This window comes from Cupriavidus sp. D39, assembly GCF_026627925.1.
GTDB classification, from domain to species: Bacteria; Pseudomonadota; Gammaproteobacteria; order Burkholderiales; family Burkholderiaceae; genus Cupriavidus; species Cupriavidus ulmosensis.
This window is the reverse complement of sequence record NZ_JAPNLE010000009.1, coordinates 856,148-870,212: the sequence shown is the minus strand read 5'-3', so window position 1 is coordinate 870,212 and position 14,065 is coordinate 856,148. Positions and strand designations below refer to the sequence as shown.

The following is a 14,065-nucleotide window of genomic DNA, read 5'->3' as shown; positions in this document are numbered from 1 at the left end:
GTGAACGGATGTGCACCATCAGAGTCCCCGGTTCCATGGCGGTCCGCCCGTTCGCGCAAGACTTTTGTACGCGACTGTATCAAGCCGCCGCAACGATACGCGTACTGACAGAAACGGTCATTACGCGCTACTGGCACGATACATCGGTCTCCTTAAATACGTTCCGTAGCCCGCAGGCGAACAGCAACGATGCGATCCCGCGGCTGCCATATCCAACGCAGACTTTCAAGGAAGCCGATCATGACTACCAACATCGCCAAGCGTTTTGTGTTCGCCATCGCCCTGGTTGCCGCCGCTGCCGGTGCGCATGCCGCCGGTCTGTCCCATGTAGGCGCCCGGGACCCGTATACCGAGGGTGCCCGTTCGGTGCAGGAGTCGCGCGACGCATACACCGATGGCGCGCGGGCAGTCGATCCGTACATCGACGGTGCCCGCACCCTGGCCGGCATGGACCGTACGGGCGTCTCGGCGGACCCGGCGCGCAGTGTTGATCCCTATCTTGACGGCGCCTACGTCTGACGCTCCCCTTGCCGACCAGACAGGGAGCGCGACTGACAGCGCTCCCGCCCCCGATTCATGCGCGCGCTTCTTCATACCGCACTAACTGCGGCCGTTCCGGTCGACAGGTGCGTTCACCGGACGCCGGCCGAGAAACGATGAATCTGCGCCACTACGGCCGCGCCTTCGCCTACCGCCGACGCGACACGCTTGGTGGATCCCGAACGAACGTCGCCGATCGCGAAGACACCCTCAACACTCGTCTGCAAAAGCAGCGTTTGCACGGGAGCTTCGGCAACGTCGGTGCCGGTCAATACGAATCCTTTGCTGTCGAGCGACACGCCGCATGTCTTAAGCCAGCTCGTATTCGGTTCGGCGCCGATGAATACGAATAGATGATGTACCGTCATGCTTCCTTCAATGCCGCCGGCACCGCGGTAGTGCACGCGTTCGAGACGCCCATCCCCCTCGAGCGCAGTCAGTTCAATGCGCGTATGAAGCGTCACATTCGGCAGCGAGCCGATACGTTCGATCAGGTAGTGCGACATGCTTTGCTCAAGGCTCGCGCCGCGGATGAACATGTGCACATGCTCGGCGTGCGATGCCAGAAATACGACAGCCTGCCCCGCGGAGTTGCCGCCGCCGACCAGCAGCACCGGCTCCTTGCGGCATAGCCTGGCCTCGATTGGCGTAGCCCAGTAATAGACGCCGCAGCGCTCGAAGCGCGCAAGTCCCTCGACGACGGGACGCCGATACTCTGCGCCGCTGGCGATGACCACGGTGCGCGCGAGGATGCGCCGGGCATCGGCAAGCTCCACGACAAGCGGGTGCTTGTCGCAATACAACGCCTTGACTTCGCACGGGATGCCGATATGTGCTCCGAACTTCTGCGCCTGGACGAACGCGCGGCCAGCCAGCGCGTGACCCGTAATGCCTGTGGGAAAGCCCAGATAGTTCTCGATGCGTGCACTCGTACCCGCTTGGCCACCGGGTGCACGATAGTCGAACACCGCGACCGACAGCCCTTCGGATGCCGCGTAGACGGCCGTCGCTAGTCCCGCCGGGCCGGCGCCGACGATCGCCACATCGTAGACGTGCGTCGGATCGAACTCGGGAATCAGTCCCAAGCAGGAGGCGAGCTGTCCCACATCGGGGTTTCGCAGCACAGTGCCGTTCGGACAAACGACGAGCGGGAAGTCATCGGGCTGCGGCGTCAGGCGTTCAAGTAACGCGATGGCGTCGGCGTCCTGCTCCGCATCGAGCGCCATATTTGGAAAAGCGTTGCGGCGCAGAAAATCTTGCAATGCGAGGAGTCGATCATTGCCGGGGGCGCCGACCAGAACGGCACCCTGTCCGCGTTCAATCGCCAAGACGCGCCTCAGAATCAAGGCGCGCATGATCTTTTCGCCAAGATCGGCTTCACTGATCACCATGGCGCTTAGTTGGTTGGGCCGCAGCAACACCGCTTCGACAGATTCGATGACATGCGCATCTACAACTGCGGGCTTGCTCGAAAGCTGGGTGATATCGGAGGTGAACTCGCCGCGTTGTGTATAGGTGTGGACAATCCGGTGGCCCAGGCCATCACGAATGACTATCCGCACTTTTCCCGACAGCAGGAGGAACATGCCCGGACAGATACTTCCGGCACGATAGAGCAATTCGCCTTTAGCGTAGTGGCACTGGCTGCCGAAGCGACGCACTTTGTCGACTTCAGCCTCCGTCAGGACCGGAAACATCTGGTGGTAGCGCGGATGGTCGCGCACGCTCGGGTCATCGACGATCGCGCCGTCGTCGATACGGCTCGCGTCCTCTGCCACCTGATGCGCGAGCTTGTCGCCTTCCAGCCTTGACTCGTTGCTCATCGCCGATTCTCCTTGGTGGCAAATCGGCACCGCCACCGCCAGGTCGACTGTTGCCGATACCTGCAGCTAAAGGCTCCGCCCGGTCAAAAAGAATGAAGCGGCTACTGAATACTTCCGCTCGGCAGTTACCGGTGCGCACGGGACTGTGCGCGACGACCACCTTATGACGAGAGTAATCGAGTTGTCGCCGCCAGCCAAGAAATCTTGCATTCGCTCTCTTTGGCACCGCGTTGAACGCTACGGAGCGCCACGCGGAGTCACAGTACTGTGGTCTGAGAGCTGACAGGCGACCTGCGGACGGACTTGTACAACGCACGACGCAACGATCAATAGAGGTCAAGTCCCTTTTAGATCTGTCCGTCGGGCGGATCTTGCCTAAACACACTTTTTGGCTAGGGCGTTCTTGGGTACGTTTGCTTCAGTCGTCCCCTGCCATGGCGAGAGTAGGCATTAGAGACGCCCTGGTAGTCGGGCATGCCTTCATCGAGGCCAGGCACTTTTCCCGCGATGGGCCCGGGCACCTGATGATCGGCATGTGAATGCGAAGATGTGAGGAGCACCGATACGAGCAGACCGGTCCCTGAGCGGGCGCTTGCTCATAGGACGTCTGGAAGATCTTTCCGCAGCTCTGTGACGCAGGCGTCGGACGTTGAGTCCCGATGCCGGCCGGGCTAGTCTGTCACACTAAAACCTGTTGACGTCGATAACCGCCTGCGCGAATTCCCGCGGTGCTTCCTGCGGGAGGTTGTGGCCGATGCCTCCCTTGAGGTCCCGGTGCTCGTATTTGCTGGTGAACTTGCTGGCATAGGTGCTGGGCGCCGGATGCGGGGCGCCGTTGGCGTCACCTTCCATCGTGATTGTGCGCACGCCTATGGTGGGCGCCGTCGCGAGCCGCTGCTCGAACTCGTCGTACCTCGGCTCGCCTGCGGCAAGACCTTGCCGCCAGCGATAGTTGTGTACGGAAATCTCCACGTGATCGGGATTGTTGAATGCAGCGGCACTGCGTTCGAAGGTGGCGTCGTCGAACTTCCACTTCGGTGAGGCCTGCTGCCAGATCAGTTTGGCGAAGTCATGCGTGTACTTCTGATAGCCATCGCGTCCGCGGTCGGTGGCCAGGTAGAACTGGTACCACCACTGAAACTCGGCCTCAGGCGGCAGCGGCATCTTGCCCGCCGCCTGACTGCCAATCAGGTAGCCACTGACGGATACCAGCCCGTTACAGCGCTCTGGCCAGAGGGCAGCAAGGATGCATGCCGTGCGCGCGCCCCAATCGAACCCCGCGATGACGGCTTTCTGCATGCCCAGCGTATCCATCAGCGCGATGATATCGAGCGCAACGGCCGCCGGCTGGCCGTTGCGCATGGATTCCTTCGACAGGAAGGTCGTCGAACCATAGCCGCGCAGGTACGGAACAATCACGCGGTATCCGCGCGACGCGAGCAGAGGCGCGACGTCGACGAAGCTGTGGATGTCATAGGGCCAACCGTGTAGCAGGACGACGGCTGGCCCGTTAGCAGGGCCAGCCTCCGCGTAGCCGACGTTGAGTAGCCCTGCGTTGATCTGCTTGATCGATGCAAAGGCCGCATGGGTACCCGGCCTGGTCGAGGGCAGGGGCGCCGGCTTCGATTGATTGGTCTGGGCTTTGGCGGACGTTAAAACGCCAAACTGTACTGTAGCGAGCGTCAAGGCGGCCGTGCCCAGAAAGCCTCGACGAGGCAGATCGATTTTCTCCGTCATTTTTTCTCCTCGCGCTGATGCGGAATCGTTCATCGGGTCGGTGCTTTACTTATCTTGGCGTGGCTGCGATTCCCGGTAGCATGGCGCCTTTGCGTCATAGCTACCAGAATCGAAACGACGATGTTTCTGCCAGTGCGATCAGACAACTGTTCTTGTATAGCACCGGATTTGCTCGCGTTCATAAAAAATAGCCGAGACAAGGCGCCCGCTTGTACACGCCTGGTCGTGCGGCCGGCCCGTGTTGGCGCCTTGGTCGATTGCATGATGCGGCGGCTATGCGTCTTGCCTTTGTGCAATAGGTACGGTGCGTCGCTTTCTCAAGCTAAGGTGCCGTCACGCGAGAACTCGGAGGCATTGAGCTTGACGAAGTCGAGCATGCTGGTGCTTGCCGTCGACCTGATACTCGAGCGTGCCATCGAGGACATAGGCGATTTCGTCGCCCGGATGCGTGTGCCTGCCGAACGCCGCTCCTGGGGCGAAATCAACGCGCACCTGCACGACCTCGCGTCCGGAGCTTCCGAGATCGTGCCGATGAATCTCGGTGCGCCCGATTCCTTCCTGAGCATGGGCCAGAGTCATTGCCAGACCGCTGGTGGCGAGCAGTGCGGCTGCGGTGAGAATTCGTTTCGTTTCATGCAACTTCCTTTCGTGCTTCCAAAAACTAACGGGCGGATACGCTGCATATACAGCAATCCGGGTGTGCGGCGCGTGCATGGGGGCTCAGGTCGCCGGTCCGATGGTCTGCAGGAAATCCACCATCGTCCTGGCGACGAATTTTGGGCGCTCTTCCTGAACGAAGTGGCCCGTGCCCTCCATATTCACAGTAGTCAGGTTCGACACCTTCTGTCCAATGACCTTCTTCATCCATCGGTAGGCCGGGCCACCCATCGCCAGAACCGGCATCTCGAGCTTGCCGTAACCTTTGTTGTCTACCACGTCCTGCGTGAAGGCCTGATACCACGCGTTGCTTGCGCGAATGGCGTCAGCACTGTTGTACGCGCGCTCATACACGGCTCGGTCCCGCGCGTCGATCGCACCCTCGTCCAACCAGGAAGTACTTGAAGAGCCAATCCTGCTCGACCCGGATACGACCGGCGAGCAGCTTCTCCGGCAGCCCATTGACCTGGTTGAAGGCAAACCACCAGAGATACGGATGGGCGAAGTCGAGCTTGTCGCCGAAGGTGTTGTGCGCGGGTAGAAGCTGGAACGACAACAGGCTCTCGTCCGGGTGCGGCAGCTCCAGCATCACCAGCTTGTCGATGGCCTGCGGATAGTTCGCCGCATACGCGAAGGCCACCGCCGAGCCAATGTCATGACCTGCGACACTGGCCTTGTCATAGCCCAGCGATTTCACCAGCTCGTGAATGTCACGTGCCATGGTCGTCTTGTCGTAGCCTTCGGCGGGCTTCGACGATGCGCCCATGCCGCGCAAGTCCACGGCGATGACGGTGTGATGCTCGGCGAGCGTCGGCATGATCTTGTGGAAGGTCCACCAGGTCTCAGGCCAGCCGGGCAGCAACACGAGCGGCTAGCCCTTGCCGCCGACGACGTAGTGCAGCCGTACACCGTTGACCTCGGCGTAGCCGTTCCTGAATCCCGGCAACGACTTCACCAGCGCCGCATCTGACACGTCGGCAACCTTTGCGGCGGTGGTCTTCCGAACGGCCGCCGCATCCGTGTGAGCTTTGGAGGGCGCCCCTGCATAACCTGGGAGGCGGCCACCATGAGAGCAGCAAATGCAGCGGTTGCAGTGCCAATCCTGACAATCGGGTTCAAAGAAATCTCGATGATGTATAGGGCTAACTGAACGAGGGTTGAACGTTTAAATGGCATGTTCGTGATTGTGTTGCATATGCAGCAAACAAGAGCAGGTTCAGGGGGTCTCTGCGTCACAGCTTGCGGCTGCCTGTTGCGAAGAATTTAAGCCGACCTTTGTATCGGGCCTGTAACGTACCTGGGCCGCTTCCGTCATGAAACGTATCAACACAGGGGGTGATACAGACGGGTACAAAAAGGTTCTGAAACGCATGGAGGAGTGGCCTACGATTCGGCCGGGACCACGGTCAAAGTCCGCTTTTTGGTCCCAACTACTACTCTTACATAACAGCGAAGCGTAAATGGCTTCGCTACCCCCGGCCAGCCTGGCCGCGAAAGGAAAAACCATGCGACCCCTCTTCAGACACTTGTCAGTCGCCGCTGCTGGCGCTGTTTTCTGCATTGCTGCCTTCGCGCAGAACGCCCCGGATACCGTCCGTCCCCCGGCGATCCTGCCGCTCGAATCGGAACCGGCACCGAAGCTGATTCCATATCCACCGCTGCCCGAACCACTGGCTCGCGGCGTCGTCATCGTTCAGTTCCGGACAGAGAACTTCCGAGTCATGCCGTTATTCGGCAAGACCGCCGTCGAGGTAACGCCGCGTATAGGGCATCTTCATGTAACCGTTGACGACGCGCACGGCACCTGGGCCCATACCAGCGAGGATCCCATCATCGTTGTGGGGCTGACGCCCGGCGCACACAAGCTGCGGCTCGAACTGGCCGATCCCAGCCACAAGATCCTGGGCAGCGAGACAGTTTCCGTTACCGTCCCGGACCTGAAGGCGTCAAAACCCCACCAGCCTTGAGGGCCTGTGTGTTCCTTCTGCAGGAGACACGGCATATGCCTGCGGCGATTAGGTCTAACGTTAAGGGCCGCGGCATGCACACGCGCTTTGCGGATGCGGCCAAGTATCGGATGCTGACCTCGCTTCTAACGGGCACCCCAAAGTCCCTTCTTCTGAAGGCCTTGGCGCCGAGCCCGATTGCCGCGGGTGGAAATGTCAGCCTGTTGCGTCCGCAGCGTCCGTTCGTGGTGCCACGCGAGCTGACTGCGGAAGAGATCCGGGGCATCATGGCCGACTTCGGTCGCGCGGCCGCCAATGCCAGGGCGGCCGGCTTCGACGGTGTGGCGATCCACGCGACCAACGGCTACCTGCTCGACCAGTTCCTGCAGGACGGAATCAATGTCCGCACCGATGCCGATGGCGGCTCGATTGCGCATCCTGGTGAAAGTTGCCGATGCTGTCACCGCGGTCTGGGACCTGAAGCGCGTTGGCGTGCATCTGGCACCCCGCTCGCCGAGCCATTCGATGGCGGAAAGCCAGCCGGCACGGACGTTCGCCTACGTGGCGCGCGTGCTCGGTCAGCGTGGCCTGGGCTTCCCGTTTATCCGCGAAACGCAGGGTGAAGGCGCGCTGCTTCCGGCGCTCATGCGCGAATTCGGCGGCGTGGTCATCGCCAACGAAGGGTGGACCAGCACGCGGCAGAGGCGGTTCTCAAGCAAGGCGACGCCGATGGGGTGGCATTTGGCCGTGCGTATATCGCCAATCCGGACCTCGTGGAACGCCTGCGTCGGCGCGCCGCGCTCAATGCGGTGCACCCGTCGACGTTCCATTACACGGGCGGCCTTGGCACGGGTGGCTATATCGAGGTTCTTTGGCATGAAATTGCACATTGGCTGAGTGGGCTGGCGCGTTCAGCGGTGGTGACGCCGGCCAACGTTCACGACAAGCATGCGCTGCCCCAGTTACTGCACGGGGAGGAGCGGCGTGTCTACGGTGACAGCGCGTACGCCAGTCAGCAGGAGCTGATCGCATCGAATGCGCCGCACGCCAAGGACTTCACCAATCAGCGGACCCGCAGGAACGGGGAGATTGACGAAGTGCAACGCGGAAAGCATCGCACTTTAGAGGGAACCCGTGAGCCCGAGTCAGCGAGCACGCCAACCACACATGCGCGATGCATGGAGTCCTAATGGGTGCTAACGGCGCAGTATGCACAGCGAGTAAGGAGATCTTGGATTCATCGGTTGATGGATTTGCCCCCGTGTCTCCGGACACGGACACACCCTTTGGTTGATAACCCCATGGTGCGCCTGAACTCTCTCGGTGAGCGGTAATTCAGGGCACCGTGAGGGTGCTGCTCGTTGTAATGCTTAAAGGCTATCGTACACCGTACTAAAAGTGTCGCGACTGCAACAATAAAACTGTCATCCCGCCACTTGCCGGATAGCGGTTACTACTGTTTCGACATCTCGTTGACGATTGACCCTGCCCATACCGGTGGCCGCCGTTCGCGCCAGGGACATGCCGTTTCCAATTGTGCGGCCAGACGGAACAGCGTGTCCTCCCGCCCGAAGCCAGACATAAAATGCGAGCCGATTGGCAGACCCGTTTGCGGGTCGATGGAAAGCGGCACTGACATTGCTGGCGTTCCGGTCACGTTCGATAACGCGGTAAACGGTGACTGGCTAAAAACGTGCGCGATCCAGCCAAGCCCATCGACGGATGTCTCTACCCGGTTGTATTCACCAATCCGAGGCGGAAGTCCGGGTAGCGTCGGTGTCAGCAGAATGTCGTAGTCGCCGAAGAACCGCCCCAGCGCCCGTGTGACCGTATTCCTGACCTGCAATGCCGACAGGAGGTCTACGGCGCCAATCTCAATGCCGTATCGGTAGAGCGCGAGCGTTGCAGGTTCGAGGTGTTTCTCATCCACCGTCCGTCCGGTGGCTGCGGCAATGCCGTTGATCCGGAGCGCCGCGTTGGCAGCCCAGATTTGCGCATTGCATAGCACAAAGGCGTCCCAGCTCACACCCAAATCTGGCGCTACTTCATGGACATGATGACCCAGGGACTCAAGTGTCCTGGCCACCTTGCTCAAGGCATCAACAACCCCCGTGTCGGTACGCGCGGCATTGCATGGATGCATCATGAACCCGATCTTCAGATTTCCCGGCTGCTGCCGGATCTCCGACAGATAGCTGGCTTTGGGTGGGGCAATGTAGTAGGGCTCGCCCACGCCGCCGCCGTGGATGCCATCAAGCAGCGCCGCACTGTCGCGCACAGTTCGGCTCACGGCAAAATGCACGCCCAGACCATTCCATACTTCGTCCACATAGGGCCCGTTCGACACGCGTCCCCTGGTCGGCTTCAGACCGAAGAGCCCGTTGCAGGAGGCCGGCACCCGTATTGATCCGCCTCCGTCCGTCGCATGCGCAATGGGAACGATACCGGCGGCTACCGCCGCTCCCGCACCGCCGCTCGATCCGCCCGCGCCATGCTGCAGACTCCAGGGATTCCTCGTCGGGCCGTACAGCACGGGTTCCGTCGTCGTGCTAACCGCCAGTTCCGGCATGGTTGTTCGCCCAAGCGTGATCAGGCCTGCCTGACGGAAGCTCGTCATCACGTACGAGTCGTCCTTTGCGACGGTTCCCATCGCCAAACGACTGCACATTTCGCTCCTGCGTCCCTGCATGGCGACGCCAAGATCCTTGAGGAGAAACGGCACGCCGCCGAGCGGTCTCGGATCCGCGCTCACGATGCCGGCTGACTGTATCTCCACCTCTTCGGGCCAATAATCGAGCACAGCGTTTACCTGGGGATTGACCGCCTTGATGGCAGCCAATGCGGCCTGCGCTACTTCCATTGCGGTCACTTCTCGCGTGGCGATGAGGTGATGCAGGCCCATGCCGTCAAGGGCGGTGTATTCGGCGAGCTTCATTTGGACGTTCTCTTTCAGCGAGACATTGGGAGGGCGCGCGTCGCAAGGGCTGCGCGCCTGCCTGGTCTGACCGCAGGCAATGAAGGACGTTCGTCCCGCATCGCACTGCCCGGCGGCTTCATAGTTGAGTGACTACTGGCATGCGCGATCACTGGCCGGAGGAGATTTACTTCGCTTGACGCACGCTGGCCGGCATGGGCGACTCGTGGCGAAGCGCGGTATCGGCCCTGGGCTTCAGGCGCAGGAACAGGATGATAAACGCGCACATCGACAACAGCGCTGCCATCAGCAGGAACCCAGGGTAGATGCTGCCGGTCACGGATTTCGACCAACCGATGATGCTTGGGCCGAAGAAGCCACCAGACAGGCCAATTGTATTGATCAGGGCGATGGCTCCCGCTCGTGCGTCGCCCTTGATGTACGCGGGCGGAACGGCCCAGAAGACGATGTTGGCCATCCACATCAGGCCGGTAGCGACGGTAACGCATACCATTGTCACTGCGAGATTACCGTCGGCAAGGTACCAGCCAACGAAGCAAAGGCAGCTTATGGCGGCCGGCACGGCGATGTGAATTCGACGCTCCTGACGCCTGTCGGAGCTACGGCCACCGAAGAAGATGGCAAACGCCGCAGCCACATAAGGAATGGCCGCATACCATCCGAGCGTCTGTGTGTTGGTGACACCGGCGGATCTGATGACCGTCGGCAGCCAGAAGCTCAAGGCGTAGATCGGCGCGATGATGCACAGATAGGCAGCCGCCAGGATATACACCTTGGGATCACGCAGTACCGTGAGGAACGATTCGTGCCGCCGGTCTGCAGCCGTGTTCGTTTCCGCGGCCAGCGCGCGTTTCTCCTCGTCGTTGAGCCATTTCGCATTGGATGGATCATCGACAAGCAGGAAGTAGGCCGCGACGCCAAGCACAAGGGTGGGGGCGCCTTCAATGAGAAACATCCATTGCCAACCGGCGAGGTTGGCCGTACCGGCGAAAGCCGTCATGATCCACGCCGACAGCGGCCCGCCAACAATTCCGCTGAAAGGGCCCGCAAGCCAAACCATCGAAATTGCGCCGGCGATGCGGCTCGGACCATACCAGCGCGACAGGTAGAACAGGACGCCCGGCGCGAAGCCGTGCTTCGAAGACGCCCAGCAGAAAGCGCAGGGCGTAGAACACCGGGACGCTATTGACGAACACCATGCACATCGAGGTAATACCCCAGAGCACCATGATGCGGCTGAAGGTAAGCCGGGCGCCAACCCTGGGCAGCAAGAGATTGCTTGGCACCTCGAACAGGACATAGCCCACGAAAAATATTCCGGCCCCGATGCCGTAGGCGGCGTCGGAGAAGCCGAGGTCGCTCTGCATCTGAAGCTTTGCAAACCCTACGTTGACTCTGTCCAGATAGGCGAACATGAAGCCAATGAACAGCAGTGGCAGCAGGCGTAGATCTACCTTTCGATAGAGGGACGCACCGTCCGTCCCGCGCCATGAAATTTGGTCTTTCTGAGACATAGACCTCTCCTTTGGTTGGTGTGTATAGCGTCGCCACGGCGCGCATCGACGCCGGGAGGTGTGGTCGAAATGGTTCTGGCGTCATTGCGTGGCAACTTCGCTTCACGTCGACCGACACTTTCCGGTGGCGGTGCGGCCGATGGCTGCCCGTGTGCGGTTGGCCCGGGCTCGATGCGGCAGTTGGAACTGCCTATAGTTGTTCGGACATGATCGCCAGCATGGCGTCGCAGAGGACTTGCGCCCCGGCCGCGGCATCGACTTCGCGCGCGTTCTCGGCCTCGTTGTGGCTGATGCCCTTTTCGCAAGGCACGAAGATCATGCCGGTGGGGATGTGGTGTGCGGTGTACTTGGCGTCGTGAGTCGCGCCGGATACGATGTCAAGGAATTTCATTGCCCGACCGGCGGCAGCGTTGCGCACGGTTGCCACCACGCGATCGTCGAACGTTATCGGCGTGGACCTCAACAGAACCTTCGCCGACACCGGGCAGCCCTCGATCTCGCCGGAGCAAAGCTGAAGGATCGTCTCGCCGGCACGTAGCAGGGAGTCGGGGTCGGGATGGCGCAAATCGATATTGAATGTCACGCGGCCTGGCACGGTGTTAGGCGATCCCGGATAGACCTCCAGCCTTCCGACGGTGAAGCGCAGAATATCCGCGGGGTCGTCTATCGCGGCGCGAATGCGTCCGATGAGCGTGGTGGCGGCCACCAATGCGTCTTTGCGATGCCGCAGCGGCGTGGTGCCCGCGTGGGCCTCAGCGCCTAGCAGCTGGATCTCGTAGGCATGAAGCCCCTGAATTCCCGTGACAATGCCCACATCGCATGCCTGGTTCTCGAGCACGGGGCCCTGCTCGATGTGGGCTTCGATATAGGCAAAGCCGCTCATGCCAAGCGGGCGCTTCTCCAGTACCGGCAGCTTCGCGATTTGGGCCTTCAGTGCGCTTTCCACATCGACACCGTTGACGTCCTTGATCGCCAATGCATCGGCCAGCGGCAGCGCGCCGGCCGCAACGGCGGAACCCATCGTGGGAGGGGGAACCTTGAGCCCTCCTCGTTCATCCACACAACGAGCTCGATCGGGTGTTCGGTCTCCATACCGTGATCGTCGAGCGTCTCGAGTACCTCGAAACCTGCTAGCACGCCGTAGACACCGTCGAACCTGCCTCCGGTCGGTTGGGAATCGAGATGTGAACCCGTCAATATGGGCCTGAGACCCGGATTCTTTCCGGGACGGCGGATGAACAGATTGCCGATCGGGTCGATCGAGGTCTGATAGCCTCGCCTCGATGCCCATTGGAGCAACAACATTTTGCCCTGGGTGTCTTCCGCGGTGAGCGCCTGGCGGTTGACACCGCCTTTGGCCGTGGCGCCGATCCTTGCCATGGCGCAGACATGTTCCCAGAGCCGCTGGCTGTTGATGCGAGGACCGATTTGCGTGAGAGAGGAGGAAGGAGTGGGGGCGTTCATCTGGCTGCTTACCTTGTTTCGTTGCGAGCCAGTTTGCCGAGTTGATTCCTGTTAGTCAAGTACCTTGACTAACAGGAATCAATCTGTCATTACTTGTGACTCAATGGTATCATTTGGCATGTGCGCACACGAATGCGGTTATACTTCACATTTGGCCGAGCCCGATATAATCGTCGTATAATTTATGGAAAATACCGGACAAAATCAGGAAATTGTAATTGGCGGCCGGTTGAAGCATGCCAGACTTAATCGAAAATTGAGTTTGCGCCAGCTGGCAGAAAAGGTCGGGTGCACCGAAAGTTTCCTTTCGAAAGTCGAGAATAACAAAGTGCGTCCTTCGCTCCCGATGATTCACAAGATCGCCGTGAATCTGGGAATCAGTGTTGCCAGGCTTTTCTCGGAAGAGACGGATGCGGGCGGCGTGGTCACGGTAATGCGCGAGGGGCAGCGGCAGACGCTCCGGACCGAACATCAACGCGCGGGAAATGGTGTCGCGTTGGAAACGCTACTTCCAAATAACCTGTGCACGTTGCTGGAGGCGAATATTCATCATATTCCGGTCGGCAACTCGTCTCAGGGTTATCTTGAGCACCAGGGTGAAGAAATGGGCTATGTGCTGGAAGGGGAGCTCGAGTTGACGGTGGACCAGCAGAAGACGATTGTGAAGAAAGGCGATTCCTTTTTCTTTCTTTCGCACCTTCCTCACGGCTACAGGAATATCGGCTCCGTCGATGCACGGGTGCTGTGGGTCAATACTCCGCAGAGCTTCTAGAGCGTCGCCAACGAAGTGGCAGCCGACTGCTCCGAAGCTATCGCCGCTGCCCGGTATTCGGCAAGCGCTCATGAGCCTGGCCTGTGCCGCTTCGCGTGAGCAACTGGCTGCCGCGCTGAAGTTTGTCGCGCGGACCTTGAGAGTTCGTCCGCCCGCACGGTTTGGTTCGATCTGAAGCCTCAGTCCAGTTCGACGCAGACTTCGATCTCCACGCAGGCCCCCAGCGGAATCTGTGCGACACCGAATGCCGACCGCGCATGCTTGCCGGCATCGCCAAACACGTCGACGAACAGTTCCGATGCGCCGTTGGTGACCAGATGCTGCTCGGTGAAGTCGGGCGTTGAATTGACCAGGCTCATGACCTTGACGATGCGTTTGACGCGATTCAGATCGCCGGTGTGGGCCTGTAGCGTCGACAGCAGATCGATCGCGACCGCGCGGGCCGCGGCGCGTCCCTCGTCCGTCGACATCGTGGCGCCGAGCTTGCCAACCCACACGTTGCCGTTCTTCTTCGCAATGTGGCCGGATACGTAGACAAGGTTGCCGCTCTGCGCGCTCATTACGTACGCGGCAGCCGGCGCGCCTGCGGGGGACAGCTCGATGTCGAGTGCTTTCAGTCTTTGGTGGATATCGTGTGATTGCATGATGTTTGTCGATGGAGGGCAAGATGGCTGGCG

At 60.5% G+C, this 14,065-nt stretch carries 13 protein-coding genes and 2 pseudogenes; 5 read left to right on the top strand and 10 right to left on the bottom strand.

Features of this window, described 5'->3' with window-relative positions; genetic code table 11:
- Positions 1 to 240: 240 nt before the first annotated feature.
- On the top strand, positions 241 to 519 hold the full coding sequence (locus OMK73_RS15805; RefSeq protein ID WP_267602875.1) for a hydroxyquinol 1,2-dioxygenase: 279 nt from the start codon (positions 241 to 243) through the stop codon (positions 517 to 519).
- Positions 520 to 632: 113 nt separating this feature from the next.
- On the opposite strand, the gene OMK73_RS15800 is transcribed toward OMK73_RS15805, so the two are convergent.
- The 5 genes from OMK73_RS15800 to OMK73_RS15780 form a co-directional block, all read right to left on the bottom strand.
- Positions 633 to 2,363, bottom strand: a complete 1,731-nt coding sequence (locus OMK73_RS15800) for an FAD-dependent oxidoreductase (RefSeq protein WP_267602874.1) — start codon at positions 2,361 to 2,363, stop codon at positions 633 to 635.
- 684 nt (positions 2,364 to 3,047) lie between these two features.
- Positions 3,048 to 4,100 (bottom strand): alpha/beta fold hydrolase, encoded by a 1,053-nt coding sequence (locus OMK73_RS15795; RefSeq protein ID WP_267602873.1) that lies wholly within the window; start codon positions 4,098 to 4,100, stop codon positions 3,048 to 3,050.
- Between the two features lie 333 nt (positions 4,101 to 4,433).
- The gene (locus tag OMK73_RS15790; RefSeq protein ID WP_267602872.1) at positions 4,434 to 4,814 is read right to left on the bottom strand and encodes a cupin domain-containing protein; all 381 of its coding nucleotides are present in this window, start codon (positions 4,812 to 4,814) and stop codon (positions 4,434 to 4,436) included.
- A 6-nt stretch (positions 4,815 to 4,820) separates the two neighbouring features.
- A complete protein-coding gene (locus OMK73_RS15785) occupies positions 4,821 to 5,111 on the bottom strand; it encodes an alpha/beta fold hydrolase (RefSeq protein ID WP_267602870.1) in 291 nt (96 codons plus the stop codon).
- On the bottom strand, positions 5,104 to 5,622 hold the full coding sequence (locus tag OMK73_RS15780; RefSeq protein ID WP_267602869.1) for an alpha/beta fold hydrolase: 519 nt from the start codon (positions 5,620 to 5,622) through the stop codon (positions 5,104 to 5,106). Before OMK73_RS15780 ends, OMK73_RS15785 begins: the two co-directional genes overlap by 8 nt.
- A 640-nt stretch (positions 5,623 to 6,262) precedes the next feature.
- Here OMK73_RS15780 and OMK73_RS15775 point away from each other — a divergent pair.
- From OMK73_RS15775 to OMK73_RS15760, 3 genes and pseudogenes are all read left to right on the top strand, one after another.
- Positions 6,263 to 6,724: a DUF6130 family protein gene (locus OMK73_RS15775; RefSeq protein WP_267602868.1), complete on the top strand. Its 462-nt coding sequence runs from the start codon at positions 6,263 to 6,265 to the stop codon at positions 6,722 to 6,724.
- 110 nt (positions 6,725 to 6,834) lie between these two features.
- Positions 6,835 to 7,326, top strand: a complete 492-nt coding sequence (locus OMK73_RS15770) for a hypothetical protein (RefSeq protein WP_267602866.1) — start codon at positions 6,835 to 6,837, stop codon at positions 7,324 to 7,326.
- Between the two features lie 244 nt (positions 7,327 to 7,570).
- A pseudogene (locus tag OMK73_RS15760) lies at positions 7,571 to 7,821 on the top strand (transposase); the annotation flags it as partial.
- A 335-nt stretch (positions 7,822 to 8,156) separates the two neighbouring features.
- Here OMK73_RS15760 and OMK73_RS15755 read toward each other — a convergent pair.
- The 4 genes and pseudogenes from OMK73_RS15755 to OMK73_RS15740 all read right to left on the bottom strand — a co-directional run bounded on the left by OMK73_RS15755 (position 8,157) and on the right by OMK73_RS15740 (position 12,616).
- Entirely contained in the window at positions 8,157 to 9,638 is a 1,482-nt protein-coding gene (locus OMK73_RS15755; RefSeq protein ID WP_267602864.1) for an amidase, read from the bottom strand.
- Positions 9,639 to 9,804: 166 nt separating this feature from the next.
- Positions 9,805 to 11,152: pseudogene (locus tag OMK73_RS15750) on the bottom strand (MFS transporter).
- A gap of 190 nt (positions 11,153 to 11,342) precedes the next feature.
- Positions 11,343 to 12,173 (bottom strand): hydantoinase/carbamoylase family amidase, encoded by an 831-nt coding sequence (locus OMK73_RS15745; RefSeq protein WP_267602863.1) that lies wholly within the window; start codon positions 12,171 to 12,173, stop codon positions 11,343 to 11,345.
- Positions 12,083 to 12,616: a M20/M25/M40 family metallo-hydrolase gene (locus tag OMK73_RS15740; RefSeq protein WP_267602862.1), complete on the bottom strand. Its 534-nt coding sequence runs from the start codon at positions 12,614 to 12,616 to the stop codon at positions 12,083 to 12,085. The genes OMK73_RS15745 and OMK73_RS15740 overlap by 91 nt, the downstream gene beginning before the upstream one ends.
- 184 nt (positions 12,617 to 12,800) lie before the next feature.
- On the opposite strand from OMK73_RS15740, the gene OMK73_RS15735 reads away from it, so the two are divergent.
- The gene (locus tag OMK73_RS15735; protein ID WP_267602861.1) at positions 12,801 to 13,388 is read left to right on the top strand and encodes a cupin domain-containing protein; all 588 of its coding nucleotides are present in this window, start codon (positions 12,801 to 12,803) and stop codon (positions 13,386 to 13,388) included.
- Between the two features lie 179 nt (positions 13,389 to 13,567).
- Here OMK73_RS15735 and OMK73_RS15730 read toward each other — a convergent pair whose 3' ends face one another.
- Positions 13,568 to 14,032, bottom strand: a complete 465-nt coding sequence (locus OMK73_RS15730; protein ID WP_267602860.1) for a RidA family protein — start codon at positions 14,030 to 14,032, stop codon at positions 13,568 to 13,570.
- Positions 14,033 to 14,065: the final 33 nt, after the last annotated feature.